At 65.7% G+C, this 23,383-nt stretch carries 20 protein-coding genes, 1 tRNA gene and 1 pseudogene; 16 read left to right on the top strand and 6 right to left on the bottom strand.

Going from position 1 to position 23,383, the window contains the following annotated elements; all coding sequences use genetic code 11:
- Window positions 1-85: 85 nt before the first annotated feature.
- From trpB to K5Q19_RS03445, 5 genes are all read left to right on the top strand, one after another.
- The gene (gene trpB, locus K5Q19_RS03425; RefSeq protein ID WP_292941186.1) at window positions 86-1,300 is read left to right on the top strand and encodes a tryptophan synthase subunit beta; all 1,215 of its coding nucleotides are present in this window, start codon (window positions 86-88) and stop codon (window positions 1,298-1,300) included.
- Window positions 1,301-1,344: 44 nt separating this feature from the next.
- Window positions 1,345-1,776: an endonuclease domain-containing protein gene (locus tag K5Q19_RS03430; protein WP_292941188.1), complete on the top strand. Its 432-nt coding sequence runs from the start codon at window positions 1,345-1,347 to the stop codon at window positions 1,774-1,776.
- Window positions 1,773-2,576 (top strand): tryptophan synthase subunit alpha, encoded by an 804-nt coding sequence (gene trpA, locus K5Q19_RS03435; protein ID WP_292941190.1) that lies wholly within the window; start codon window positions 1,773-1,775, stop codon window positions 2,574-2,576. Before K5Q19_RS03430 ends, trpA begins: the two co-directional genes overlap by 4 nt.
- The gene (gene accD, locus K5Q19_RS03440) at window positions 2,573-3,421 is read left to right on the top strand and encodes an acetyl-CoA carboxylase, carboxyltransferase subunit beta (protein WP_292941192.1); all 849 of its coding nucleotides are present in this window, start codon (window positions 2,573-2,575) and stop codon (window positions 3,419-3,421) included. Before trpA ends, accD begins: the two co-directional genes overlap by 4 nt.
- Window positions 3,422-3,573: 152 nt before the next feature.
- The gene (locus K5Q19_RS03445; protein WP_292941194.1) at window positions 3,574-4,887 is read left to right on the top strand and encodes a folylpolyglutamate synthase/dihydrofolate synthase family protein; all 1,314 of its coding nucleotides are present in this window, start codon (window positions 3,574-3,576) and stop codon (window positions 4,885-4,887) included.
- Here K5Q19_RS03445 and K5Q19_RS03450 read toward each other — a convergent pair.
- On the bottom strand, window positions 4,884-6,188 hold the full coding sequence (locus K5Q19_RS03450; RefSeq protein WP_292941196.1) for an MFS transporter: 1,305 nt from the start codon (window positions 6,186-6,188) through the stop codon (window positions 4,884-4,886). The two genes, K5Q19_RS03445 and K5Q19_RS03450, sit on opposite strands and share 4 nt — an antisense overlap.
- Before the next feature lie 95 nt (window positions 6,189-6,283).
- On the opposite strand from K5Q19_RS03450, the gene K5Q19_RS03455 reads away from it, so the two are divergent.
- The 3 genes and pseudogenes from K5Q19_RS03455 to rsmD all read left to right on the top strand — a co-directional run bounded on the left by K5Q19_RS03455 (window position 6,284) and on the right by rsmD (window position 9,151).
- On the top strand, window positions 6,284-7,438 hold the full coding sequence (locus K5Q19_RS03455; protein WP_292941198.1) for an aromatic ring-hydroxylating dioxygenase subunit alpha: 1,155 nt from the start codon (window positions 6,284-6,286) through the stop codon (window positions 7,436-7,438).
- Window positions 7,439-7,469: 31 nt separating this feature from the next.
- Window positions 7,470-8,354 (top strand): annotated as a pseudogene (locus K5Q19_RS03460) (pseudouridine synthase); the annotation flags it as partial.
- A gap of 251 nt (window positions 8,355-8,605) precedes the next feature.
- The gene (gene rsmD / locus K5Q19_RS03465; protein WP_292941200.1) at window positions 8,606-9,151 is read left to right on the top strand and encodes a 16S rRNA (guanine(966)-N(2))-methyltransferase RsmD; all 546 of its coding nucleotides are present in this window, start codon (window positions 8,606-8,608) and stop codon (window positions 9,149-9,151) included.
- Window positions 9,152-9,227: 76 nt separating this feature from the next.
- Here the strand turns inward: rsmD and K5Q19_RS03470 are convergent, their stop codons facing one another.
- Window positions 9,228-10,487: an MFS transporter gene (locus tag K5Q19_RS03470; RefSeq protein ID WP_292941227.1), complete on the bottom strand. Its 1,260-nt coding sequence runs from the start codon at window positions 10,485-10,487 to the stop codon at window positions 9,228-9,230.
- Window positions 10,488-10,704: 217 nt separating this feature from the next.
- Here K5Q19_RS03470 and K5Q19_RS03475 point away from each other — a divergent pair, with 217 nt between their 5' ends.
- The 4 genes from K5Q19_RS03475 to K5Q19_RS03490 all read left to right on the top strand — a co-directional run bounded on the left by K5Q19_RS03475 (window position 10,705) and on the right by K5Q19_RS03490 (window position 15,384).
- Window positions 10,705-12,048 carry a methyl-accepting chemotaxis protein gene (locus K5Q19_RS03475; protein ID WP_292941229.1) on the top strand — a complete coding sequence of 448 codons (1,344 nt, stop codon included), beginning with the start codon at window positions 10,705-10,707 and terminating at the stop codon, window positions 12,046-12,048.
- 178 nt (window positions 12,049-12,226) lie between these two features.
- A complete protein-coding gene (locus K5Q19_RS03480; RefSeq protein WP_292941231.1) occupies window positions 12,227-12,469 on the top strand; it encodes a hypothetical protein in 243 nt (80 codons plus the stop codon).
- 59 nt (window positions 12,470-12,528) lie between these two features.
- Window positions 12,529-14,817: a UvrD-helicase domain-containing protein gene (locus K5Q19_RS03485; RefSeq protein ID WP_292941233.1), complete on the top strand. Its 2,289-nt coding sequence runs from the start codon at window positions 12,529-12,531 to the stop codon at window positions 14,815-14,817.
- 279 nt (window positions 14,818-15,096) lie between these two features.
- Window positions 15,097-15,384, top strand: a complete 288-nt coding sequence (locus tag K5Q19_RS03490) for a hypothetical protein (protein WP_292941235.1) — start codon at window positions 15,097-15,099, stop codon at window positions 15,382-15,384.
- 264 nt (window positions 15,385-15,648) lie between these two features.
- Here K5Q19_RS03490 and K5Q19_RS03495 read toward each other — a convergent pair whose 3' ends face one another.
- Window positions 15,649-17,046, bottom strand: coding sequence for a DEAD/DEAH box helicase (locus K5Q19_RS03495; protein ID WP_292941237.1), 1,398 nt, complete (start codon window positions 17,044-17,046; stop codon window positions 15,649-15,651).
- A 149-nt stretch (window positions 17,047-17,195) separates the two neighbouring features.
- A complete protein-coding gene (locus K5Q19_RS03500; RefSeq protein ID WP_292941239.1) occupies window positions 17,196-17,843 on the bottom strand; it encodes a hypothetical protein in 648 nt (215 codons plus the stop codon).
- A 184-nt stretch (window positions 17,844-18,027) separates the two neighbouring features.
- On the opposite strand from K5Q19_RS03500, the gene K5Q19_RS03505 reads away from it, so the two are divergent.
- Both K5Q19_RS03505 and K5Q19_RS03510 read left to right on the top strand, forming a co-directional pair.
- The gene (locus tag K5Q19_RS03505) at window positions 18,028-19,458 is read left to right on the top strand and encodes an FAD-binding oxidoreductase (RefSeq protein ID WP_292941241.1); all 1,431 of its coding nucleotides are present in this window, start codon (window positions 18,028-18,030) and stop codon (window positions 19,456-19,458) included.
- Between the two features lie 139 nt (window positions 19,459-19,597).
- Window positions 19,598-20,371 carry a SapC family protein gene (locus tag K5Q19_RS03510; protein WP_292941243.1) on the top strand — a complete coding sequence of 258 codons (774 nt, stop codon included), beginning with the start codon at window positions 19,598-19,600 and terminating at the stop codon, window positions 20,369-20,371.
- 217 nt (window positions 20,372-20,588) lie between these two features.
- Here K5Q19_RS03510 and K5Q19_RS03515 read toward each other — a convergent pair whose 3' ends face one another.
- Window positions 20,589-21,497 carry an N-formylglutamate amidohydrolase gene (locus K5Q19_RS03515; protein WP_292941245.1) on the bottom strand — a complete coding sequence of 303 codons (909 nt, stop codon included), beginning with the start codon at window positions 21,495-21,497 and terminating at the stop codon, window positions 20,589-20,591.
- Between the two features lie 349 nt (window positions 21,498-21,846).
- Between K5Q19_RS03515 and cpdR the strand changes: the two genes are divergently transcribed.
- On the top strand, window positions 21,847-22,227 hold the full coding sequence (cpdR, locus tag K5Q19_RS03520) for a cell cycle two-component system response regulator CpdR (protein ID WP_292941327.1): 381 nt from the start codon (window positions 21,847-21,849) through the stop codon (window positions 22,225-22,227).
- A gap of 101 nt (window positions 22,228-22,328) precedes the next feature.
- A tRNA-Val gene (locus K5Q19_RS03525) sits at window positions 22,329-22,403 on the top strand.
- A gap of 97 nt (window positions 22,404-22,500) precedes the next feature.
- Here the strand turns inward: K5Q19_RS03525 and K5Q19_RS03530 are convergent.
- Window positions 22,501-23,268, bottom strand: a complete 768-nt coding sequence (locus K5Q19_RS03530) for a crotonase/enoyl-CoA hydratase family protein (protein ID WP_292941247.1) — start codon at window positions 23,266-23,268, stop codon at window positions 22,501-22,503.
- Between the last annotated feature and the right edge of the window lie 115 nt (window positions 23,269-23,383).

The following is a 23,383-nucleotide window of genomic DNA, read 5'->3' on the forward strand; positions in this document are numbered from 1 at the left end:
GACACGAACGGGCGAAGGTTAGCTTGCTTGCCCTAAAGCCCCGCGAATCTGGACAAGCGCGCGCCCCTCTGCCAAGCGAGGCGCCATGAACGCGCCCATCCCCAACAGCTTCCGCAACCAGCCCGACGCACAGGGCCATTTCGGCCAGTTCGGCGGCCGCTATGTCGCCGAAACGCTGATGCCGCTGATCCTCGATCTGGAAGCGGAATACCGCAAGGCCAAGGCCGATCCCGCCTTCCACGCCGAGTTCGACGATCTGCTCGAACACTATGTCGGCCGCCCCAGCCCGCTCTATTTCGCGCCCCGCCTCACCGAGGAACTCGGCGGCGCACAGGTCTGGTTCAAGCGCGACGAGCTCAATCACACCGGCGCGCACAAGATCAACAACTGCATTGGCCAGATCCTGCTCGCCATCCGCATGGGCAAGACGCGGATCATCGCGGAAACCGGCGCAGGCCAGCACGGCGTCGCCACCGCCACGGTCTGCGCGCGCTTTGGCCTCCCGTGCACGATCTTCATGGGCGCGACCGACGTTGCCCGCCAGCAGCCCAACGTGTTCCGCATGAAGCTGCTGGGCGCCGAAGTCGTCCCCGTCACCGCTGGCGCGGCGACGCTCAAGGACGCGATGAACGAGGCGCTGCGCGACTGGGTCGCCAACGTCCACAACACCTTCTACATCATCGGCACCGCCGCCGGCCCGCACCCCTATCCGGAGCTCGTCCGCGATTTCCAGAGCGTGATCGGCAAGGAAGCCCGCGCCCAGATGCTGAGCCGCGTGGGCCGCCTACCGGACCTGCTCGTCGCAGCGATTGGCGGCGGCAGCAATGCCATCGGTCTGTTCCACCCCTTCCTCGATGACCCCAGCGTCAAGATGATGGGTGTCGAAGCGGCGGGCCACGGCCTCGATTTCGCCCACGCCGCCAGCCTTGCGGGCGGCCGCCCCGGGGTGCTCCATGGCAACAAGACTTACCTCCTGCAGGACGAGGACGGCCAGATCCTCGAAGGCCACTCGATCTCGGCGGGCCTCGATTACCCCGGCATCGGCCCCGAACACGCCTGGCTCAAGGAAACCGGCCGCGTCCAGTACACCTCAGTGACCGACACCGAAGCGCTCGACGGCTTCCAGCTGCTCTGCCGCACCGAAGGCATCATCCCCGCGCTGGAGCCCGCCCACGCCATCGCTGCCGTGAAGAAAATCGCGCCGACGATGGACAAGGACGCGATCATCCTCGCCAACCTCTGCGGCCGCGGCGACAAGGACATCTTCTCGGTCGCGGAGCATCTGGGGGTTAAGCTCTAAAGAAGCCCTCTCCCCTTCAGGGGAGAGGGTTGGGAGAGGGGTAAATGCGCGACGCCAAGCTCGCGGGCTACGCCCGCGAAAACCGCAAGCACATGTCCGAACCCGAAACCCGCATATGGCTGGCGCTGAGGGCCGAACGATTTGCCGGCATCAAGTTCAGGCGGCAGAAGGTGATCGGGCCGTTCATCGCGGATTTCGCCGCGAACGATCCGAAGTTGGTGATCGAGATCGATGGCGATACCCACGACGTCGATGACAAGCGCGACGCAATCCGGACTCGCTTTCTGGAAGAGCAAGGCTATCGGGTAGTCCGCTATACGAATATGGACGTGATGCAGAATCTGGAGGGCGTTTTGATCCATCTCACCGGGGTGATTGCGGAAATGCGTTCCCCTCTCCCAACCCTCTCCCCTGAAGGGGAGAGGGCTAGATCTCCCTCTCCCCTTCAGGGGAGAGGGGCGGGGAGAGGGGAATGACACAGCGTCTCCAATCCGCCTTCGCCAAAGGCCACCCCGCCCTCGTCTGTTTCGTCACCGCCGGTGATCCGACGCCCGCGGCCACGCCCGCGATCCTTGATGCGCTCGTCGAAGGCGGCGCCGATGTGATCGAGCTGGGCATGCCCTTCACCGATCCGATGGCGGATGGCCCGGCGATCCAGCGCGCCAATCTGCGTAGCCTTGCCGCCGGCACCAGGACCGCCGATATCCTCCAGATGGCCGCCGATTTCCGCGCGCGCCACCCGCAAGTGCCGCTCGTCCTCATGGGCTATGCCAACCCGATGATCACGCGCGGGCCCGAATGGTTCGCCGCCGAGGCCGCGAAGGCCGGGGTCGACGGCGTGATCTGCGTCGATATCCCGCCCGAGGAAGACGGCGAGCTTGGCCCCGCCTTGCGCGCCGCCGGGATCAGCCCGATCCGCCTCGCCACCCCCACCACCGATGCCGCGCGCCTCCCCGCCGTGCTCGATGGCTCCTCGGGCTTTCTCTACTATGTCTCGGTCGCGGGCATCACCGGCAAGCAAAGCGCCGCGCTCGCCTCCATCGAAGAGGCCGTCACCCGCATCAAGCAGACCGCGACGATCCCCGTCGCCGTCGGCTTCGGCGTGCGCACGCCCGAGCAGGCGGGCCCCATCGCCTGCGTGGCAGACGGCGTCGTCGTCGGCTCAGCCCTGATCGACATCATCGCCGAGCACGGCGAAAACGCCGCAGGCCCGGTGCGCGAACTCGTCACCGCGCTCGCCCATGCGGTCCACAATGCACGGAAGGTAGAAGCATGAGCTGGCTAACCCGCGTCCGCAATTCGCTGCCGTTCTCGCCCAAGCGTGACACGCCGGACAATCTCTGGATCAAGTGCCCTTCGTGCAGCGAAATGCTGTTCACGAAGGAGTATGAGGAAAACCTCTCGGTCTGCCCGCGCTGCGATCACCACGGCCGCATCGGTGCGACCGAGCGCCTTTCGCAGCTGCTCGACGCCGGGTTTGAAATCCTCCCCGCCCCCAAGGTGCGCGAAGACCCGCTCAAGTTCCGCGATACCAAGCGCTATACCGACCGCCTCAAGGCCGCCCGCGCGGCCAATCCGCAGCCCGATGCGCTGACCGCCGCGGTCGGCAAGATCGACGGTCACAAGGCCGTCGTTGGCGTGCAGGATTTCGGCTTCATGGGCGGCTCGATGGGCATGGCCGTAGGCGATGCCTTCATCGCCGCGACCGAGGCCGCCATCGCAAACAAGTGCCCCTTCATCGCCGTGACGGCTGCGGGCGGCGCGCGCATGCAGGAAGGCATCCTCAGCCTGATGCAGATGCCGCGCACCACCGTCGCGATCAACCGCATGCGCGCGGCGGGGCTGCCCTATATCGTCGTCCTCACCGATCCGACTACCGGCGGCGTCACCGCCAGCTACGCGATGCTCGGCGATATCCAGATCGCCGAACCCGGCGCGCTCATCGGCTTTGCCGGCCAGCGCGTGATCCAGGACACGATCCGCGAAAAGCTCCCCGAAGGCTTCCAGCGCGCCGAATACCTTCACGCGCACGGCATGATCGACATGGTCGTCAGCCGTCCCATGCTGAAGGCCACCCTCGCCCGCACCATCGGCTACCTGATGGCCGCGCAGGCGGCTTGACCCCACCGACCCGCCTTCGGCGGGCCACCTCCCCATTTGTCCCTGCGGGAAAAATGGGGAGGACCAAACATGGCTAGCTTTCTTGATCCTCTCCATTTTTGCGAAGCACAAATGGGGAGGTGGCAGCCCGAGAGGGCTGACGGAGGGGTAAATTGCGCGACTTCGCCATTTCCGAAAACCCCGCCGTCCAGCGCCAACTGGACCGTCTCGGCGCGCTCTCGCTCCCCCAAGGCCGCCTCGGCCTCGATACCGTGCGCGCAATCTGCAAGCGTCTAGGCGATCCGCAGCGCCGCCTGCCGCCGGTGTTCCACGTCGCCGGCACCAACGGCAAAGGCTCCACCTGCGCCTACCTGCGCGCGATCCTCGAAGCAGAGGGCCTTGTGGTCCACACCGCCACCAAGCCCCACCTCGTCCGCTACAATGAACGCATCCGCGTTGCCGGAAGGCTGATCTCGGACGAAAGCCTCGCCGACCTCCTCGAGCGTGTCCTCGATGCCTCCGAAGACCTTGGCCCCAGCTTCTTCGAAGTCACCACCGTCGCCACCTTCCTCGCTTTCGCCGAGACCCCGGCAGACGCCTGCGTCATCGAAACCGGCCTCGGCGGGCGGCTCGATGCCACCAATGTCCTCGAAAGCCCCGCCGTCTGCGGCATTGCAACCCTCGGCATCGATCACGAGACCTTCCTGCTAGTCCCCGAAGCCGGAACGCCCGAAGAGCCGCTCGCCCGCATCGCCTTCGAAAAAGCCAGCATCGCCAAGCCCGGCGCACCGCTGGTGGTGCAAAGCTACGCGCAAGGCCCCCTGAACAGTGTGCTGGCCACCGCCAGCCACATCGGCGCCCCCGTCGCGCTGCGCGGCCGCGACTGGTGGGCGGGCATCGGCGAAACCATCGAATACCGCGACGCCAAGGGCCCCCTCAGCCTCAGCCTCCCCCTCCCCACCCTCGCAGGCGCGCATCAGGCCGACAACGCCGCCCTCGCCGTCGCCATGCTGCGCCACCAGAGCGCGGTTCCCATCACCCCCGAAGCCATGGCGCAAGGCATCCGCAAGGCCCGCTGGCCCGCCCGCCTCCAGCGCCTCGGCCCCGGCCCGCTGACCGCTTTGACAGGCCAGCGCACCGTCTGGCTCGACGGCGGCCACAACCCGGATGCCGGAGAGGCCATCGCCCGCCATTTCGCGAAAGCTGCGCCGCTCCACCTCGTCATGGGCATGCTGACCAGCAAGGACCCCAGCGCCATCCTGCGCCCCTTGGAAGGCAAGCTCGCCTCGGTCTCCATCGTCCCCGCGCCGGGCCATGAAGCGCACACGCCTGCAGATTTCGCGCCGTTCACGACGCTCCCAGTGCGCAGTTTCGCGAATGTGGCAGAAGCCCTCGCCGCGCTGCCGCCTGAAGGCGACGTCCTGATCGCAGGCTCGCTCTACCTCGCGGGCGATGTGCTGAGGCGCAACGACGAAGCGCCGGACTAGCTGTCTCCAGCCGTCCCCATCGCCGCATCGACTAGCCCGCTGCGGCTCATCCACCAGAACAGCACGATGCCCGGCAGAGCCAGCAGCGTGGTGAGCAGGTAGAAATTGACATAGCCCATGCCCTCGATCAGCGCGCCCGCCGTCGTGCCCGTGGCGAAGCGCCCGATCACGCTCGCCCCGGCGGAAATCAGCGCATATTGCGAGGCCGTGTAGCGCAAGTCGCACAGCGCCGAGAAATAGGCGATCACCACCACGCCGCCATAGCCCGAGGCGATGTTTTCAAACCCGATTGCGCCCGCCATGCCGAGATTGGAATGCCCCGCCGCGGCCAGCGCGGCGAACGACAGGTTCGAAACCGCCATCAGCACCAGCGCCAGCAGCACCGAACGCTTCAGCCCCAGCCGCGCATAGGCCACGCCGCCGATGAAGATGCCGATGAGATAGGCCCAGAACCCTACGCCTACGTCCCAGATCGCGATCTCGTCGTTGGTGAAGCCAAGATCATCGAACAGCAGCCGGAATGTGAGGTTGGCCAGCGTATCGCCGACCTTGTGGACAAGAATGAACACCAGCACGAGCAAGGCCCCGTCGCGCCGGAAAAACTCGCCGAACGGCCCGATGATGGCAGCAAATGCTTCGCCGATGCCCTTGCGCCCGGCCGGTTCGCGGTGGCGCTCCGGCTCGCCCAGCAGCAGCGCCGTCAGCATCGCCGGCAGGGCAAACAGCGCGCAGGCAAGATAGGCCGCGCTCCAACCGGTGCGCGCCGCCATCACCAGCGCCAGCGCCGCAGCCCCGGTCGATCCGATCCGCCAGCCATACTGGCTCATGCCCGAGCCGGTGCCGAGCTGATAGGGCTTGAGCGTCTCGATCCGGTAGGCATCGATCACGATGTCGAACGTGGCCCCGGCCGCGCCGACCAGCACCGCCGCCAGCACCGTCGCGCCGATATCCGCACGCGGATCGACCAGCGCCAGATTGGCCACCGCGGCCATGACCAGCGCGCCCGCCAGCAGCATCCACGAAACCCGCTGGCCCAGCCGGCCCAGCACCGGCAGGCGCACTCCATCGACGATCCAGGCCCAGAAAACCTTGAGATTGTACACCAGAAACGCCAGCGTGAAGGCGGTCACCGTCTTCTTGTCGATCCCGTCCTGCGCCAGCCGCGTGGTGAGCGTCGCCCCGATCATGGCGTAGGGAAAGCCGGATGATACGCCGAGGAAGAACGCGGCAAGCGATTCCTTCTCGAGATAGGGCTGCAAGGATTGCACCAGCGTGCGCTGCTGCGAAACGTCTACGCTCATTCTCGTCCGGGCTCCCCGCATTGCCTGTACTGATTAGCGCCAAAATGCGCTACGCCTAGCACCGGAGAGCGATGATACCCGGGGAGAGCCGCGAAATGGCCACCACTGAACAAGCAAAGCGGCCCACCGAAGGCCAGCTGGAACTGGCCCGCCTCGTCGCGGCAGGCGCTGGCCGCAAGGGCGCTGGCATCAGCCACGTTCCCGCGCATGTCTACACCGATCCTGCGCACTGGGCGCGCGAGAAGGCCGCGCTGTTTGACCGTTTCCCGCAAGTCGTCGCCCCATCCGCGCTGCTGCCCGATCCCGGCATGGCCGTGCCGCACGATGGCACCGGGCGGCCCCTGCTCCTCACGCGCGATGCTTCCGGCAAGGCGCATGTTTTCATGAACGTATGCCGCCACCGCGGCACGAGGCTTGTCGAAGGCGGTGAAGTGCAATGCACCAAGCGCCTTGTCTGCCCCTACCATGCCTGGACCTATGGCACCGACGGCAAGCTGCTTGCCCTCCCCCGGCCCGATACCTTCCCGGCGTTCGATCAGTCCGCCCACGGCCTGATCGAGCTGCCCAGCCTCGAAGCCGGCGGCCTGATCTGGTTCGCGCCGCAGCAGGCCGATTTCACGCAGGCCGCCGAGATCAGCGCTGATTTTGCGGCAGCCGACCTCGCATCGCACCACCTTTACGCCCGCCGCACGCACCGGGTCGCGTCCAACTGGAAGCTGATCATGGACGCCTTCCTCGAAAGCTACCACGTGCAGCGCCTCCACGCCCGCACCATCGGGCCCTATTTCAAGGACGGGGTGACGGCAGGCGACGAAGTCGGCCCTCACATGCGCTCGCTGGTCGGGCGCGCCACCGAACTCGAAGGGCTCGATCTGGCCGATTGGCCCGCGCTCCGCCGCGTCGCCACCTTCGCCTACCAGCTCTTCCCCGCCACCGTCATTGTGATCAGCCCGGACTACGTCAACCTGATGACGATCATGCCGCAGGCGCACGATCTCACCTTGGTCGAGGACTTCATGCTCATCGCCGAAGCGCCCGCCACGCCCAAGGCCGAAGACCACTGGCGCAGAAGCTGGGAATTGCTCGACGGGCAGGTCTTCGGCGCCGAGGATTTCCGCGCCGCCGAGCTTGGCCAGCAGGGCCTCGCCACTGGCGCCGTGCCCCAGCTCACCCTCGGCACGCTCGAAGGTGGCATCCGCCGCTTCCACGAGATCTGCCAGCGCGAGATCACCCTGCACGAAGCAGGGTGACGCGGCGCGCGCTCCGGCGTAAGGGCAAGCGATGGCATTCCCCCCCAAAGACAGGAGCGGCCGCCCGGGAAGGCCCGCGGCTCCTACTGGCTCCGGCAGCAAGCCCGCGCCCTACAAGATCCCCAAGCCCCGCCTGCCCAAGGCCGCAGCAGTTCCGCAGACCCGCGCCCCGGCAGATGACGGCACGGCGCGCGAGGGCGACCGGATCGCCAAACTGCTCGCCCGCGCCGGCGTCGCCAGCCGCCGCGAAATCGAACGCTATATCGCCGAAGGCCGCATCGCATTGGACGGCGAGGTCATCACCACGCCCGCCACGGTCCTCAAGAACCTGCGCGGCGTAACGGTTGACGGCAATCCCGTCGCCGCGCCGGAACCCCCGCGCCTGTTCATGTTTCACAAGCCCTCGGGCCTCATTACCGCCGAGCGTGATCCCACCGGCCGCCCGACGATCTACACCGCGCTGCGCAACGCCCTCCCCGAAGGCGCGGGCCGCGTGATGCCGGTCGGCCGGCTCGACATCAATACCGAAGGCCTGCTCCTCCTCACCAATGATGGCGAGCTGAAGCGCGCGATGGAACTGCCCGCCAATGCCGTGCCGCGCACCTACCGCGCGCGCACCTTTGGCGATGTGGCGCAAGGCCAGCTCGACGAGCTCATGCAGGGCATCGAGATCGAGGGCATCCGCTACGGCCCGATCAACGCCAATCTCGAGCGCAGCACCGGCCGCAACAAGTGGATCGAGCTGACCCTCACCGAGGGCAAGAACCGCGAAGTGCGCCGCGTGCTAGAGCACCTCGGCCTCGAAGTCTCGCGCCTCCTGCGCTTGCGCTATGGCCCGTTCGATCTGGGCGAACTGCCGCGCGGCGCGGCGGAGGAAGTGCCGCAAGTCGTGGTCGAGCGCTTCCGCAAGGGCCTCGCCGGCGATCACGCCACCCGCGTGCAGCAGGCAGTCCACGCCGGCAAGGCCGTGGCGCCCAGAGCGCCCAAGCCGGTGGCCAAGCCCGTCCCCGAGCGCGAGCCCGAACGCCCCCGTCGTGCTGGCGCACAGCGCGTCCGCCTCAGCCCCGATGCCGGCAAGCTGGTCGACAAGCCGACTGGCCGCCCTCCGCGCAGCCCCGGAACTCGGCCCGGCCCCAAGAGCGGCGGCAAGCCGGGAGGCAAGCGCTGATGCTCAGGATCATCGCCGGCACCTGGCGAGGCCGCAAATTGCAGGCCCCGGCAGGCGATACCACGCGCCCCACGGCGGACCGCACGCGCGAAACGCTGTTCTCGATGCTCACCAGCCGCCTCGGCAGCTGGGAGGAGCTGACGGTTGCAGACCTCTTCGCCGGCTCCGGCGCGCTCGGCCTCGAGGCCCTCTCGCGCGGCGCGGCCAAGGCGCTGTTTGTCGAGCAGGATGCCGCCGCGATCCGCGCCCTGCGCGCCAATATTGCCGCGCTTCATGCGCAGCCGCAGTGCGACGTCCGCGCGGCCTCCGTGCTTGCACTCGGCCCCGCGCCCGCGCCGCTCGATGTGGTGATGCTCGATCCGCCTTATGGTTCGGGCGCCGGCGCCGTCGCGATCGACCGCCTGCTGCGGCTCGGCTGGATCGGCCCCGGCACCTGGGTCAGCCTCGAAACCCATGCCGATGAGCCTGCCGGGGTGCGCGCGCTGGAAATCGACGCCGAACGCAAGGTCGGCAAGGCGCGGCTGACACTGATGCGCCAAAAATAGGGACAGTCCCTATTTTAAATATTGAAATAAAATGATAAAATTGAATACTGGGCGCAATTGAAAAAGGGGACTGTCCCTATTTCTGCCGCGGCGCCGCCAGCACCCCCACCAAGGTCACCACCCCCGCCGCCGTCAGCACGAGCCCCGTCCACACCACGCCGCCATGCGCCGCCAGCCACGCAGCGCCCAGTGGCGCTAGCGCGCCTCCGACGATCCCACCCATATTGAACGCCAGCGAAATGCCGGTGTAGCGCACCTCCACCGGATAGAGCGAAGGCAGCCACGCGCCGATCGGGCCATAGCACAGCCCCATCACGAACAGTGTCGCGGAGAGCGTCAGGAACAGCACCGGCAGGGATCCCGCCGCAAGGCCGGCTCCGAACACGAAGCCCACCAGCGCGGTCAGCCCCGCCCCCACCGCCATCACCGTGCGCGGGCTCGCCATGTCAGACCACCAGCCCGAAACCACGATACCGATGGCAAACACCACGTCCGCCCCCAGCTGGATCGCCAGCACCGTCTCGCGCGGATAGCCGAGCTTGGTTGTCGCGAAAGAGAGCGCGAACGTGGTCGCAAGGTAGAACAGCGAAAAGCAGGCGATCACCCCCATCGTCCCCGCCAGCACCGCGCCGAAGTGCCCTGCCATCAGCTGGCCCAGCGGCACGCGCGGCGGCGGCGCGGCTTCCAGCGAGGCCTTGAACGCAGGCGTCTCGCCAATCCGCAGCCGGATCCACAGCCCCAGGATCACCAGCAGCGAACTTGCCAGAAACGGCACGCGCCAGCCCCAGCTGAGGAAGTCCGACTCGCTCAGGCCAAGTCCGAGCAGAAGGAACAGGCCATTGGCGAACAGAAACCCCAGCGGGGCCCCCAGCGGCGCGGCAATGCCGAAGCGGGCCTCCATGCCCTTTGGTGCATTCTCGACCGCAAGCAGCGATGCGCCGCCCCATTCGCCGCCAAGTCCGAAGCCCTGCCCAAAGCGCAACAGGCACAAGAGCGCCGGCGCCACCCAGCCCGCCACCGCATAGCCGGGCAGGAAGGCGACAAGGAAGGTCGAGACACCCATCAGCAGCAAGCTGGCAACAAGCGTCGACTTGCGGCCGATCCGGTCCCCGAAATGGCCGAACGCCACGGCCCCTAACGGCCGCGCAAAGAACGCGATTCCAAGCGTCATGAACACCAGCCGCGTCTGCGCCGTCGCGGATTCCGCAGGGAAGAACAGTGGCCCGATCACCAGCGCGGCAGCGGTGCCGAAAATGTAAAAATCGTAGAATTCGACCGCCGTGCCGACGAGGCTGGCCATGAGTACCCGCGCATGGACCACGAACGGATTTCTCATGGGGTCAATCTGCAAAACTCGCCTCCGCTGTTCCCAAATATAACCAGATCTCAGCAATCAGGCTCGGGGACAGCACTTATTGCAGCGTATCAAATCTCGTCAACTGATCGGAGTAAGCACAGCCGAGAGGCCGTCAACGCCCGCGCGAAGGTTCAGATCTATGCTTGAATGGTTTGAGAAACGGGCCCCGATCCGGCAAAAGCTGGACACGCTGCGCTTGATCACGGTTTTTCTGGTCTGTCTGGCGAGCCTTGGCGCGTTGCTTCCAAACATGGGCTTCAGCGCCTCTGCGGCCCTCCTGTTTCCGGCCATTGCCACCATCTTGATGGTGGTGGTGATGAGCAGTGCCAAACGCATGATCTGCGATCCCTATGTCGCCATGGTGGTTCGCACCGAAGGGCTTGCCGCTGGCGATATCGACAGCCCGATCGAACGCACCGACTATCTCGATTGCGTCGGGCGCATGGCGCGCGCCTCGAACATCTTTCGCGAGCAGGCCGTCGCGCTCCGTCAGAGTTCGGCAGAACGCGAGATCATGGTGGACCAGATCACCACCGCCATGAACGCCTTGGCGAAAGGCAATCTTTCCTATCGGATCGTCACGCCATTTCCCGGTGAAGCCGAGAAACTTCGCAGCGATTTCAATTCTGCACTTTCCCAGCTCGCCGAAGCCATGGGGGAAGTCGTCAATTCAACCCGCACCATCGATACCGGCTCCGCCGAGATCCGCGCCGCCTCCGACGATCTGGCCGGCCGCACCGAGCTCCAGGCTGCCCGGCTTGAGGAAGCCAGCGCTGCCATGCAGAAGGTCACCACGCTGGTCGGCACCAGCGCAAACCAGGTCGCCGAAATCAACCACGCCGTTGCCGAAGCACACGGCGAGGCAGAAAACGGCGGCACCGTTGTCGCCCGGGCGGTCGAAGCCATGACTGCGATCCAGCAATCCTCGCAAGGCGTCTCCCAGATCATCAACGTGATCGACGGTATCGCCTTCCAGACCAATCTGCTCGCATTGAACGCCGGGGTCGAAGCGGCCCGAGCCGGGGAGTCCGGGCGTGGTTTCGCGGTTGTCGCTACCGAGGTGCGCGCGCTTGCCCAGCGCTCCGCCACGGCCGCGAGCGAGATCGGCCAGCTCATCTCCTCCTCCACCAGCCACGTCGAACGCGGGGTGCAGCTGGTCAACGAAACCGGCGAAGTCCTGCGTCACATCGTCGACCGGGTTGCCCAGGTCAGCGCACTCATCGAAGGCATCACCGAATCCGCCCAGCGCCAGTCGCTCATGCTCTCCGAAGTCTCGGGCACGGTCAGCGAACTTGATCGCATGACGCAGCAGAACGCCGCGATGGTGGAGGAAAGCACGGCAGCTGCACGCACCCTTGCCAGCGTCGCGCAGCAGCTCAGGGCGCAGACAGCGCGGTTCCAGACCGGTGCCATGGGCTCGAACCGTGCGCATGAAGCCGCACCGGCGGCCCCTCGTCCCGTGCGCAAGGCAGCCTTTCTGCCCGTAAGCGGCAATCTCGCGCTCAAACCATCTGCCGAAGCCGACTGGGCCGAATTCTAGAACAATTTGCAACCGATGCGGGCCAACTTGATCGGGACAAGGGCATCAGGGTCATGAACTGGTGCAGGTTCTATCCTCACCAGCTGGAACCGAACCGAATACTTCTCCAGCATCACCGTTAAGCGAACTGCAACCACGACGCATGCAAACATCCACCGGCTTGTGGAGTTGTATACCGGTGCAAGTAATCAAGATCATGTTTGCCGGATGCTTGATGGTCTGGCTGTTTACCGTGGCATCGTGCGCGATGCTTGGCTACGGAACCACCGTGATGGTCGATGCGGTCGCCAACTCGGACACCGCTAAAAAATTGGCGAAAAGAGCGCGCGAGCGCGAGCTGGAACGGCATAACGACCGCGCCAATCGCGAGGCATCCTACCACACGCGCGACGATTACTACGAAGAGTATATGGACAAATAAGCTGAGACGAAGCGCGCCGCCTCTTGCGGCAGCGCATACTGTTCCCTAATCGTTCTCGAATGCATGCGTCTCCATCGACCGAATCCGCGAACGCCTGGCTGGAAGGCCTGAACCCTCCGCAGCGCGAGGCCGTGCTGACGACCGAAGGCCCCGTGCTCATGCTTGCAGGCGCGGGCACCGGCAAGACTGCCGCGCTTACCGCACGCCTTGCGCATCTGCTGCGCTCGCGCCTTGCATGGCCGTCGGAAATCCTCTGCGTCACCTTCACCAACAAGGCCGCGCGTGAAATGCGCGAGCGTGTAGGCGCGATGATCGGCCCCTCGGTCGAAGGCATGCCCTGGCTCGGCACCTTCCATTCGGTCGCCGCCAAGATGCTGCGCCGCCATGCCGAGCTTGTCGGCCTGCAAAGCACCTTCACGATCATCGACACCGATGACCAGCTGCGCCTCCTCAAGCAGCTCATCCAGGCCGAAGGGATCGACGACAAGCGCTGGCCCCCGCGCCAATTGGCTGGCCTGATCGACCGCTGGAAGAACCGCGGCCTTGGGCCCAAAGACCTCGATGCGCTCGAAAACGAGGCTTACGCGAACGGCAAAGGCGCGAAGTTCTACGCGCTCTATCAGGACCGACTGCGCGCGCTCAACGCCTGCGATTTCGGCGATCTCACGCTCCACATGCTGACCATCTTCAAAGCGCACCGCGAAGTGCTCGAAAGCTGGCAGAACCGCTTCAAATACGTGATGGTGGACGAGTATCAGGACACCAACGCCGTCCAGTACCTCTGGCTCCGCCTCCTCGCCCAAGGCCGCAAGAACATCTGCGTGGTGGGTGATGACGACCAGTCGATCTACTCATGGCGCGGCGCAGAAGTCGCCAATATCCTGCGCTTCGAAAAGGATTTTCCCGGCGCCAAGGTGATCCGGCTGGAGCAGAACTACCGCTCCACCCCGCATATCCTCGCCGCCGCGGGCGGGGTCATTGCGGAAAACAGCCAGCGCCTCGGCAAGACGCTGTGGACCGAGGTCAACGGCGGCGACAAGGTCCGCGTTATCGGCGTGTGGGACGGTCCCGAAGAAGCCCGCCGCGTGGGTGAGGAAATCGAGCGGCTGGAGCGCGAGGGCGCCCCACTCGACCGCATCGCCATCCTCGTGCGCGCCTCGTTCCAGACGCGCGAGTTCGAAGACCGCTTCATCCAGATCGGCCTGTCCTACAAGATCGTCGGCGGCTTCCGCTTCTACGAACGCGCCGAGATCCGCGACGCGCTGGCGTACTTGCGCGTCATCGCCTCCCCGCAGGACGACCTCGCGTTCGAGCGCATCTACAACGCCCCCAAGCGCGGGCTGGGTGACAAGACGCTGGAGAAACTCCACCGCCACGCCCGCGCACGCACTATCCCGCTTGCCGCCGCCGCGATCGAGCTGTGCGATACGGACGAACTCCCCGCCCGCGCCCGCGCCACGCTATCCAGCCTCATGCGCAGCTTCATCGGCTGGCGCGACGGCATCGCCACGCTCACCCCCGTCGAACTCCTGCGCACCGTGCTCGACGAAAGCGGATACACCGCCGCGCTTCAGGCCGAAAAGAGCACCGAAGCCTCGGGCCGCCTCGAAAACCTCGTCGAATTGGCCCGCGCGATGGAGGAATACGAAACGCTCGGCGATTTCCTCGAACACGTCAGCCTCGTGATGGACAACGACGCGGCGGCGGACACCGAGAAGGTCACCGTGATGACCATCCACGCCGCCAAGGGCCTCGAATTCGACAACGTGTTCCTCCCCGGCTGGGAAGAAGGCGTGTTCCCCTCCCAGCGCGCGCTTGATGAAGGCGGCCTCGCCAGCCTCGAGGAAGAACGCCGCCTAGCCTACGTCGCGATCACCCGCGCGCGCAAACGCTGCACGATCCTCCACGCCGCCAACCGCCGCATCTATGGCCAGTGGACGAGCTCGATCCCCAGCCGCTTCGTCGGCGAACTCCCCGCCGATCACATCGAGGAAGAAACCACGATGAGCGGCGGCGCCTCGCTCTGGCGCGCGCAGTGGTCGGAACACTCGGACCCCTTCGCCCACGTCGCCAGCGTAAACCCGTCGCGCAACCTCACCCGCGGCCCCGGCTGGCAACGCGCCGCCGCCACCACGTATGACGCCACCCCCAAACGGATCGCCGAACCCAGCCGCAGCGCCGCCAGCTTCGCCGCCAAACCCCGCACCGACATCACCGTCGGCACCCGCGTGTTCCACGACAAGTTCGGCTACGGCGTGGTGGCGGCGCAGGAGGGGAACAAGCTGGAGATCGATTTCGAGACCGGGGACCGGAAGCGGGTGATTGATAGTTTTGTGAAGGCGGCTTGAGGGGAGCGCCTTTGCCTTACGGTGGTCATTGTTAGTCGAATCCCCCCCAACCTACTCGTTCGTCATTGCGAGCGTAGCGAAGCAATCCAGAGCCTGCGCAGAACCGCCCTGGATTGCTTCGCTGCGCTCGCAATGACGAAGTGAGGGAAATGCGCGATAATCGCTAAGCAGGTTCCAGACGGCACTGGATCGCGTGAACAACTTCAAATGACTATTTTCGCTCAGTTGCGGACCTTCCGCTTTCCCCGAACATGTGCCAGCCTCGTGACGGAGGTCGATATGAAGCCGCGTATCACGATAAGCACGAACAAGGATGGTGAGCTTGAGATTTGCCTCAATCCGGCGGGGCGCGATCTCCTTGTCAGGGAGCTTCAATCCCTCACTGAAGAAAGCGATCACTTCCATTTTGGTCCCGCAGAGGTCGACTTGGGCGTGCCTGTTCAAAGCATCGCCTATCGCGAAGGTGATCAGATTTTTGAGTTTGGAAAAGTGATGTTTCGCCCAGACGGTTGGGACGCGGAGTATTTCCCGCATGTCATTCCAGTAGGGCATGGCAACGGTAGCTGATCATCCAATCGCTGCCGTTCCGCAAACCTTGCGCTGATCTTTCTTCCGTCACCCCGTGCTTGACACGGGGTTAGGCTGTTCTTCCGGCGGAGCGCCCGAAAAGAAAAGCCAAGGCCCGGATCAAGTCCGGGCCGACGATATCAATAGGTGTCGTCCTGTCCCCCAACATCCGTTCGTGTCGAGCAAAGTCGAGACACCACGCGCCGCGTTTGGTGTCTCGACTTCGCTCGACACGAACGGGGAGTGGGAGGAATCAGAGGGTGATTAAAGCGCCGAAACGCTCAGGAAGCCCGGCACCGGCCCGTTCCACTCGCCCGGCTGCGAGGGCAGTTCGGTGAGCACATCCTTGGGCGGACGCGGCTCATCGCGCCGTGCGCGCACCGGCTTGGCGGCCACCTCGCGCGGTGCTTCCGCTTCCGCCACCGGCTCGGCAGCAGCCTTGGGCGCACGCTCCCGGCGCGGTGCCTTCTCAGCGCGCGGCGCGCGCTCAGCCCGCGGTGCCCGCTCGCGCTTTTCTTGCGCCGGAGCCTCAGCCGCCGCATCCGCGCCGTCGAGCGTGAACACCGGGATCTTCATCCCCGTCAGCTTCTCGACATTGGCGATCGCTTCGGCGTCGTCATCGGTCACGAAGGTGAACGCCCGGCCCGTTGCGCCAGCGCGGCCGGTGCGGCCGATGCGGTGGACGTAGTCGTCGGGGTGCCACGGCGTGTCATAGTTGAACACGTGGCTCACGCCCTTCACGTCCAGCCCGCGCGCCGCGACGTCGGAAGCGACGAGGATCGAGATCACCCCGTCCTTGAACTTCTGCAGTTCGGCGTTGCGCGCGTTCTGGTCCATGTCGCCATGGATCTCGCCCGCCGAAAAACCGCTCTGCTGCAGGCTCTTGGCGAGCTCTCGCACCGTGGTCTTGCGGTTGGCGAAGATGATCGCGGTGCCGACGTTGTCCGTGCGCAGCAGATGCCGCAGCGCCTCGCGCTTGCCGCGCGTCGTCACGTGGATCTTGTGCTGGGCGATATTGGTGTTGTTCGAAGCGGGCCGCGCCACTTCGATGTACTTGGGGTTCGAAAGGAACTTGTCCGCCAGCTTCTTGATCACCGGCGGCATCGTGGCCGAGAACAGCAGCGTCTGGCGGTTGGGCGGGAGCTTCGAGCAGATCGTCTCGATATCCGGGATGAACCCCATGTCGAGCATGCGGTCCGCCTCGTCGATCACGAGGAGCTCGCAGCCCGTCAGCAGCATCTTGCCCCGCTCGAACAGGTCCATGAGGCGCCCCGGCGTCGCGATCAGCACGTCCACGCCGTCCGAGAGCGCCTTCACCTGATCGCCCATCTGCACGCCGCCGATCAGCAGCGCCATCTTGAGATCATGGTTCTTGCCATACTTCTCGAAGTTCTCGGCCACCTGCGCGGCCAGTTCGCGCGTCGGCTCGAGGATCAGCGAGCGCGGCATCAGCGCGCGGCGACGGCCATGCGCGAGGATGTCGATCATCGGCAGCACGAAGCTCGCCGTCTTGCCCGTCCCCGTCTGCGCAATGCCGATGATGTCGCGCATCATCAGCACCGAGGGGATGGCCTGCGCCTGGATGGCGGTCGGCGTGTCGTAGCCGGCGTCGAGAACCGACTGGAGCAATTCGTCAGACAGGCCGAGATCGGCAAATTTCATGAGTGGTGGTTTTTCCGAAAGCAAAGGCGCGCTGGCTAAGTCCGGCGCGCGGAAGGCTCGGCCTCGCGGCCCGCCATCGTGGCCCCGCGCCTAGGCCCAAAACGGCACGAAAGTCAAGGAAAGCGGTTACGGATGCGCGCGATTTGACATCAGTTTCCGTCAACCGGAACGTATTCGCGCACATCCTTGAGCTTGCAGGTCGTCCCCGCACGCGAATGGATCGCATCCCGGCCCACGCAAAGCTGCCCGTCGCTCGTCTTCGACATGTAGAAGCCGCGGTAGAAATCGCGCGCGCTGCATGCCTTTTCGAGCCCCGCCGCCAGCATGCGCCGATCGCGCATGTAGAACATCAGCCGCCCGTCGGTGATCGGCTGGACCGCTGCGATGCCGAGCGCCGGCATGCACTTGCTCGTCTTGCGTTCGCGGAATCGTGCGGCATTCGACCGCGTCTGCGGGATCATCGGCTGCATGATCGGCTGCATCGGCTGCAGCGGCAGGATCTGCGGCGCCACCGCATCGCGCCCCGCATCGCGCGGCGTCACCCGGATGATCACGCGCTGTTCAATGCGGACCTGGTCCCACACATCGGGCGCGATGGGGTTGATCCCGGCGGCGCTGGCGGCAGGAGCCGACGGCGGCGGGTTGACCAGCAGCAGCGATCCCTGCGGCAGCACTGCCGCATCCCACAGGTCCTCGGCAACGGCCCCGTCATCGAACGGCGCGAACACGGAATCATCTGCCGGAAAACCCGGCAAAGTCAGCGCGATACCCGCAAAAAGGCCAAATAACGTTGTCATGGCGACTGCAGCAGCAGTGTGGTCCCTCGAAAAACTTGTCCCCGCTCCGACTCATTTTCGGGCCGTTCGCGCGCCCGGAGAATCGTTCATCCCCCGTAGCACCTTTGATTGAACCCTCGCTTAACTCGCCTGACAGAAAAAATGAATTGCCCACAACGCCCTGGCGGGATTAGCCCCGCAGGCGATGGCTGATACCGATCACACCCCGTTCCTCGAGGCTGCTGCCGCGCTGCTCGGCCCCCGCGGCTTCACGGCCGATGCCGATCTCATGGCGCCCTGGCTGACTGACTGGCGCGGGCGCTTCACCGGCCGCGCGCTCGCCATGGCCTCGCCGGCCTCCACGGCCGAAGTCGCCGCGGTGGTGCGCCTCTGTGCCGAGCACCGGGTGCCGATCGTACCCCAGGGCGGCAACAGCGGCATGTCCGGCGGGGCCACGCCCGACACCGGCGGCCACGCCCTGCTGCTCAGCCTGCGCAGGATGAACACGATCCGCACGCTCGATGCCGAAAACCGCATGGTCACCGCCAATGCGGGCGTCATCCTCCAGACGCTCCACGAAGCGGCGGACGCGGCGGGCCTGCGCTTTGCGTTGACGCTCGGCGGCAAGGGTTCGGCCACGATCGGCGGCCTCATCTCGACCAATGCCGGCGGCACGCAGGTCCTGCGCCATGGCACGATGCGCGCGATGGTGCTCGGGCTGGAGGCGGTTCTGGCCGATGGTTCGGTGTTCGATACCCTCACTCCGCTCAAGAAGGACAACCGCGGTTTCGATCTCAAGCAAGTGTTGATCGGCTCCGAAGGCACCATGGGCGTGATCACCGCCGCGACGCTCCGGCTTGAGCCCGCTATTGCCGGCCGCGCCGTGCTCTGGGCCGGTCTTGGCTCCTTGCACGATGCCCGCGCGCTGCTGCTTCATGCCGAAGCGCAGGCCGGCGCCGCGCTTGAAGGCTTCGAGGTCATGCCGCGCCATTCGCTCGAGGCGGTCTGCGCCTACCTCCCCTCCGCCCGCGCCCCGCTGGCAGAGCCGCATGCGTGGCACGCCCTGATCGAACTCGTCGCGACAAGCGAGGCCGATGCCGCCACCCTGCCCGAGCGCGCCGAAGCTCTGCTCGCTTCGGCCTTCGAGGCTGGCCTGATCGCCGATGCCACCATCGCCGCCAGCGAAGCACAGGCCGCGGCCTTCTGGACCTTGCGGGACAGCATCGCCCCGGCCGAGCGTGCACTCGGCCCCGCGGTCCAGCACGATATCAGCGTGCCCACACACCTGATGCCCGATTTTGTCGAACAGGCGGTCCCGCGGATCGAGGCAGCCTGGCCAGGCACGCGCGCGGTCGGTTTTGGCCATCTGGGCGATGGCAACATCCACTTCCACGTGATCGCCCCTGCCGGCGTCGATCCGGCCATCTGGCAAGTCACCGATGGCAAGGCGATCAGCGCCGAAGTGCACGATCTTGTCACCGCGTGGGGCGGCTCGATTTCGGCCGAACACGGCATCGGCCAGTTGAAGCGCGACGAGCTTGCCCGCCTTGGCGATCCTGCCGCTCTTGCGATGCTGCGCAGGATCAAGTCCGCGCTCGATCCGCACGGCCTGCTCAACCCCGGCAAGCTCATCTGACGAAAAAATTCCCGCAGTGTGACAGCCGCGTTGCAGGCGGCCTTGCGCAGGCTCAGGACAATCCCTAAACGGCCCATTCCCGCCGCAATCCCGCCGGTTCTGGCGCGTGCATGGCAACCAGTCTGACGGAGAGAATTTCATGGCGAGCGCGCCGCAAGCATCCCTGCCCCTGTTCTACAACGATCTAGCGCCGCTGAACCTGCGCGATCACGCGAACTGGAAGGCCCGTCCGGCCGACAAGGCGACGTGGATGGTCGGCCAGCATGCCGTGCCGCTGACGGTTGAAGAATTCCCGCAGGCCGCACGGCATTTCCCGATCATCTTTGCGTCCGGCGAAAACCCGGTGCCGCTGGCACTGATGGGCCTCAACGAAGGCATCAACGTGTTCGTCGACGCCGAAGGCAATGTCACCCCCGGCGCCTACGTGCCGGCCTACGCGCGCCGCTACCCCTTCCTGCTCGCCAAGCTGACGCCGGACACCACCGACCTCTCGCTGTGCTTCGATCCCACATCGGGCCTGCTCGGCGATTTCCCCGAGGGTGAGCCCCTGTTCAGCGGTGAGGAGCCTTCGGACGCCACGCGCAACGTGCTGCAGTTCTGCGAGCAGTTCGAGCAGGCTGGCCAGCGCACGCAGGCCTTCGTCGAGGAGCTGACCAAGCACGACCTGCTGATGGACGGCGAAGCGGCGATCCAGCAGCCGGGTATCGAGCAGCCGTTCGTCTACCGCGGCTTCCAGATGGTCAATCAGGAAAAGCTGCGCGACATGCGCGGCGATATCCTGCGCGGCTGGGCGCAGAGCGGCCTGCTGCCGCTGGTCTATGCGCACGTCTTCTCGCTCGATCTGATGAGCACGATCTTCGGCAAGCAGATCGAGCAGGGCGTCGGCCCCACTCCGCCGCTACCGGCGTTCTGATTACTCAGTAATACCAATTAGATAGGGACTGCACACCAATGCCGCCAAATCAGTGGCCAAAAGCCCTTGCCTTGGCGGTAAGCACCCCTTATCTTCCGTAAGTCGTTCCGGTGCTCCCCTCATGGCCCGGCGCGACGGGCGCACCTGGTGCACCTCCTCCCTGAACCTTGGCCACCTGGAGCATTGCTCCAGGTGGTTTTTTCTTGGATTCGAGGGTTTATTCGGCCGCCGCTCGCCAATACCCGCGTTCGCGCCCGAGATCGGCGACCGCAATCGCCATGCGCTGCACAAGCGCGGAAACCACGTCGATCGTTTCATTCAGCCCCGGCCCAGGCTCGGCCAAGGCGACATCAAGATAGGTCCGCCGGTCGATTTCGAGCTGCAGGCAATGCACGCCGGCGTGGCGGCGCGCATGGCGCTCCAGAACATAACCGCCCGCATAGGGACGGTTGTGCGCAGTGAGCCGCTGCGCCTGCCCTAGCGCGGCAAAGGCTTCAGCCACCAGCGCACCGTCGCACGAGGCGCCGAAGCGGTCACCCACCACGAACTCGGCCGCCGGTTCGCCCGCCCGCGGCGGCAGAGGCGGCATCGAGTGGAGGTCGATCAGCAGTGCCGCGCCCCAGCGCATGCGCACGCGTTCAAGCAGGTCCGCGAGCGCGGTGTGGTAAGGCTGGTGCACCCCTTCGATCCGTGCGGCAAGGTCATCATGCGCGATCGGCCATTTCCACAGCTCACCAAGCCCCGGCAGCCGCCGTGGCACGAGACCGAGCCCGCTGCGCGCACGGCGCCCGGAGGCGGGCGTCGTCAGCCGGGCGCTGCTGGCGTCAGGCGCGCCCCCGCCGACCATGTCCCAATCGATATCGTCGCTGGCCCGGTTGAGATCGATCATAGCGCGCGGCGCGTGCGCCACCAGTAGTGCCGCCCCGGTGCGCTCGGCCACTGCACGTCCGACCAGATCCACCAGCCGATCTTCCAGCCGCGGCGCACTGTAGGCGGGCTGGCGCATTCGCGCGACCAGTTCGGGCGGATAGCTGCGTCCGGCATGCGGCACCGCGATCACCACCGGCACCGGCGAGGGATCGTGCTGCCAGACGGTGAAGGCAGGCGTCCCCTCCAGTCCGGGCACACAGCCTCCGCAGGAGGTTGCGGCCCCACTGAGGCTTGCGGCATTACACAGCGCAGGCGATTCGCTCCGCGACCCAAAAAGTCGGTCCATGGACAAAGGCTGCCGGTGTTTGGCGCGCATGTCAAAGTGCTCCAAGGTGCTTGGCCGGTCAGGGCCCAGAGAAGCACGGTGTGCGTTCAAGGGTTGCCCTGTCTCGATTGCGTTTGAACCCGAGGAGCAGATCTGGACGGAATCTTAACCTGCGGGGGTATAGGAAAGCGGGCAAGGAACGCCGCGAGCCACGGCATGCGGGCGCACACGTTCGAGAACACTGGTGCCAGACGAACTGGCAAGACGATTGAAGGTGACCATGATTCGAATCCTCCTCGCCGAAGACGAAGAAGCGATGCGCACCTACCTCGCCCGCGCGCTCGAGAACGCCGGTTATGAAGTGGTTTCGGTCGATCGCGGCACCGATGCCGTGCCGCTGCTGGAAAACCAGCACTTCGATCTGCTGCTGTCGGACATCGTCATGCCCGAGATGGACGGAATCGAGCTTGCCCAGCGCTGCGCCGAGATCAGCCCCGCGACCAAAGTCATGTTCATCACCGGCTTTGCCGCCGTCACGCTCAAGGCCAATCGCGAGGCCCCGAGCGCACGCGTGCTCTCGAAGCCGTTCCATTTGCGCGATCTCGTGATGGAAGTGGAACGCGTCTTCGCTGATTCGCCAATGACGGGCAATCTGCGCTGAGCGAGGGACGGGGGCCAAAACCCCCCTTGCCAGCCCAGGCGCACGGCGCTAATGGGCTGCCTCTCCCGCCGCGCTGGCCGCTGCGGAGGGCTCGATGGTGCGGGCGTATAGCTCAGTGGTAGAGCACTATGTTGACATCGTAGGGGTCGCAAGTTCAATCCTTGCTACGCCCACCATCGCCAAGAAAAACCCCGCCACGGCGGGGTTTTTTGTTGCCTTGAAGGCTTCCGCCGGACCGGCATTCACACCAATCCGGCAGCAGCTTGCGGGGGCTTACTTACCCTGCCAGTTCGGCTTGCGCTTCTCTGCAAAGGCAAGGCTGCCTTCGCGCGCGTCCGACGAGGTGAACACCGGCGCCACATAGGCTTCCTGCTTGTCCCACATCTCGGCCTCGGTCCACTCGTGCGAATCGCGGATGATCGCCTTCGAGGCGATCAGCGCCAGCGGGCCATTGGCGGCGACGCGCGCGGCCAGCGCCTTGGCAGCTTCGAGCGAAGGGCCGTCGGTCAGTTCATTGACGAAGCCCAGCGCGTAAGCACGATCCGCATCCATGAAGTCACCGGTCAGCGCGAGTTCCATCGCGATGCGCGGCGGGATCTGGCGCGGCAGCTTGATCAGGCCGCCGGCCGCCGCCGCAAGGCCGCGCTTCGCTTCGGGAATGCCGAACTTAGAGCTCTTGTTGGCGACGATAAGGTCGCACGAAAGCGCCAATTCCATGCCGCCCGCCAGCGCATAGCCATCGACTGCCGCGATGATCGGCTTCTTCGGCGTCCACTGCGAAAGCCCGCCGAAACCGCGGCCCGGCACGCTCGGCCGCTCGCCGCGCAGGAAGCCCTTGAGATCCATGCCGGAGCAGAACGTGCCGCCCGCGCCGGTGAGGATCGCGCAGCGCAGATCCACATCGGCATCAAGCCGGTCCATCGCCGCAGCAATGCCTTCGGCGGCGGCCTTGGTCATCGCGTTCTTGGCTTCGGGACGGTTGATCGTGACAATCAGGACATTGCCATCGACTTCGGTCAGGACTTCGGGGGCTTCGCTCACGGCATCTCTCCTCGGGTAGCGCTTAATCGCTTGGTTAAATGTCTAGAACCCGCCCCCCGCTCCTGTCCAGAGCCAAACCGAGCGATTTGCCGCCCACCATGCCCTTTGGTGTAAC

This window comes from Novosphingobium sp. (assembly GCF_019748365.1).
Classification (GTDB): Bacteria; Pseudomonadota; Alphaproteobacteria; order Sphingomonadales; family Sphingomonadaceae; genus Novosphingobium.

Coding starts and splice junctions, on each gene's coding strand:
- K5Q19_RS03485 (WP_292941233.1), top strand. CDS start 12,529: ATGCATGCGTCTCCATCGACCGAATCCGCGAACGCCTGGCTGGAAGGC.
- K5Q19_RS03495 (WP_292941237.1), bottom strand. CDS start 17,046: ATGAAATTTGCCGATCTCGGCCTGTCTGACGAATTGCTCCAGTCGGTT.
- accD (WP_292941192.1), top strand. CDS start 2,573: ATGAGCTGGCTAACCCGCGTCCGCAATTCGCTGCCGTTCTCGCCCAAG.
- K5Q19_RS03430 (WP_292941188.1), top strand. CDS start 1,345: ATGCGCGACGCCAAGCTCGCGGGCTACGCCCGCGAAAACCGCAAGCAC.
- K5Q19_RS03505 (WP_292941241.1), top strand. CDS start 18,028: ATGGCTGATACCGATCACACCCCGTTCCTCGAGGCTGCTGCCGCGCTG.
- K5Q19_RS03500 (WP_292941239.1), bottom strand. CDS start 17,843: ATGACAACGTTATTTGGCCTTTTTGCGGGTATCGCGCTGACTTTGCCG.
- cpdR (WP_292941327.1), top strand. CDS start 21,847: ATGATTCGAATCCTCCTCGCCGAAGACGAAGAAGCGATGCGCACCTAC.
- trpA (WP_292941190.1), top strand. CDS start 1,773: ATGACACAGCGTCTCCAATCCGCCTTCGCCAAAGGCCACCCCGCCCTC.
- K5Q19_RS03490 (WP_292941235.1), top strand. CDS start 15,097: ATGAAGCCGCGTATCACGATAAGCACGAACAAGGATGGTGAGCTTGAG.
- K5Q19_RS03450 (WP_292941196.1), bottom strand. CDS start 6,188: ATGAGCGTAGACGTTTCGCAGCAGCGCACGCTGGTGCAATCCTTGCAG.
- K5Q19_RS03510 (WP_292941243.1), top strand. CDS start 19,598: ATGGCGAGCGCGCCGCAAGCATCCCTGCCCCTGTTCTACAACGATCTA.
- K5Q19_RS03455 (WP_292941198.1), top strand. CDS start 6,284: ATGGCCACCACTGAACAAGCAAAGCGGCCCACCGAAGGCCAGCTGGAA.
- K5Q19_RS03470 (WP_292941227.1), bottom strand. CDS start 10,487: ATGAGAAATCCGTTCGTGGTCCATGCGCGGGTACTCATGGCCAGCCTC.
- trpB (WP_292941186.1), top strand. CDS start 86: ATGAACGCGCCCATCCCCAACAGCTTCCGCAACCAGCCCGACGCACAG.
- rsmD (WP_292941200.1), top strand. CDS start 8,606: ATGCTCAGGATCATCGCCGGCACCTGGCGAGGCCGCAAATTGCAGGCC.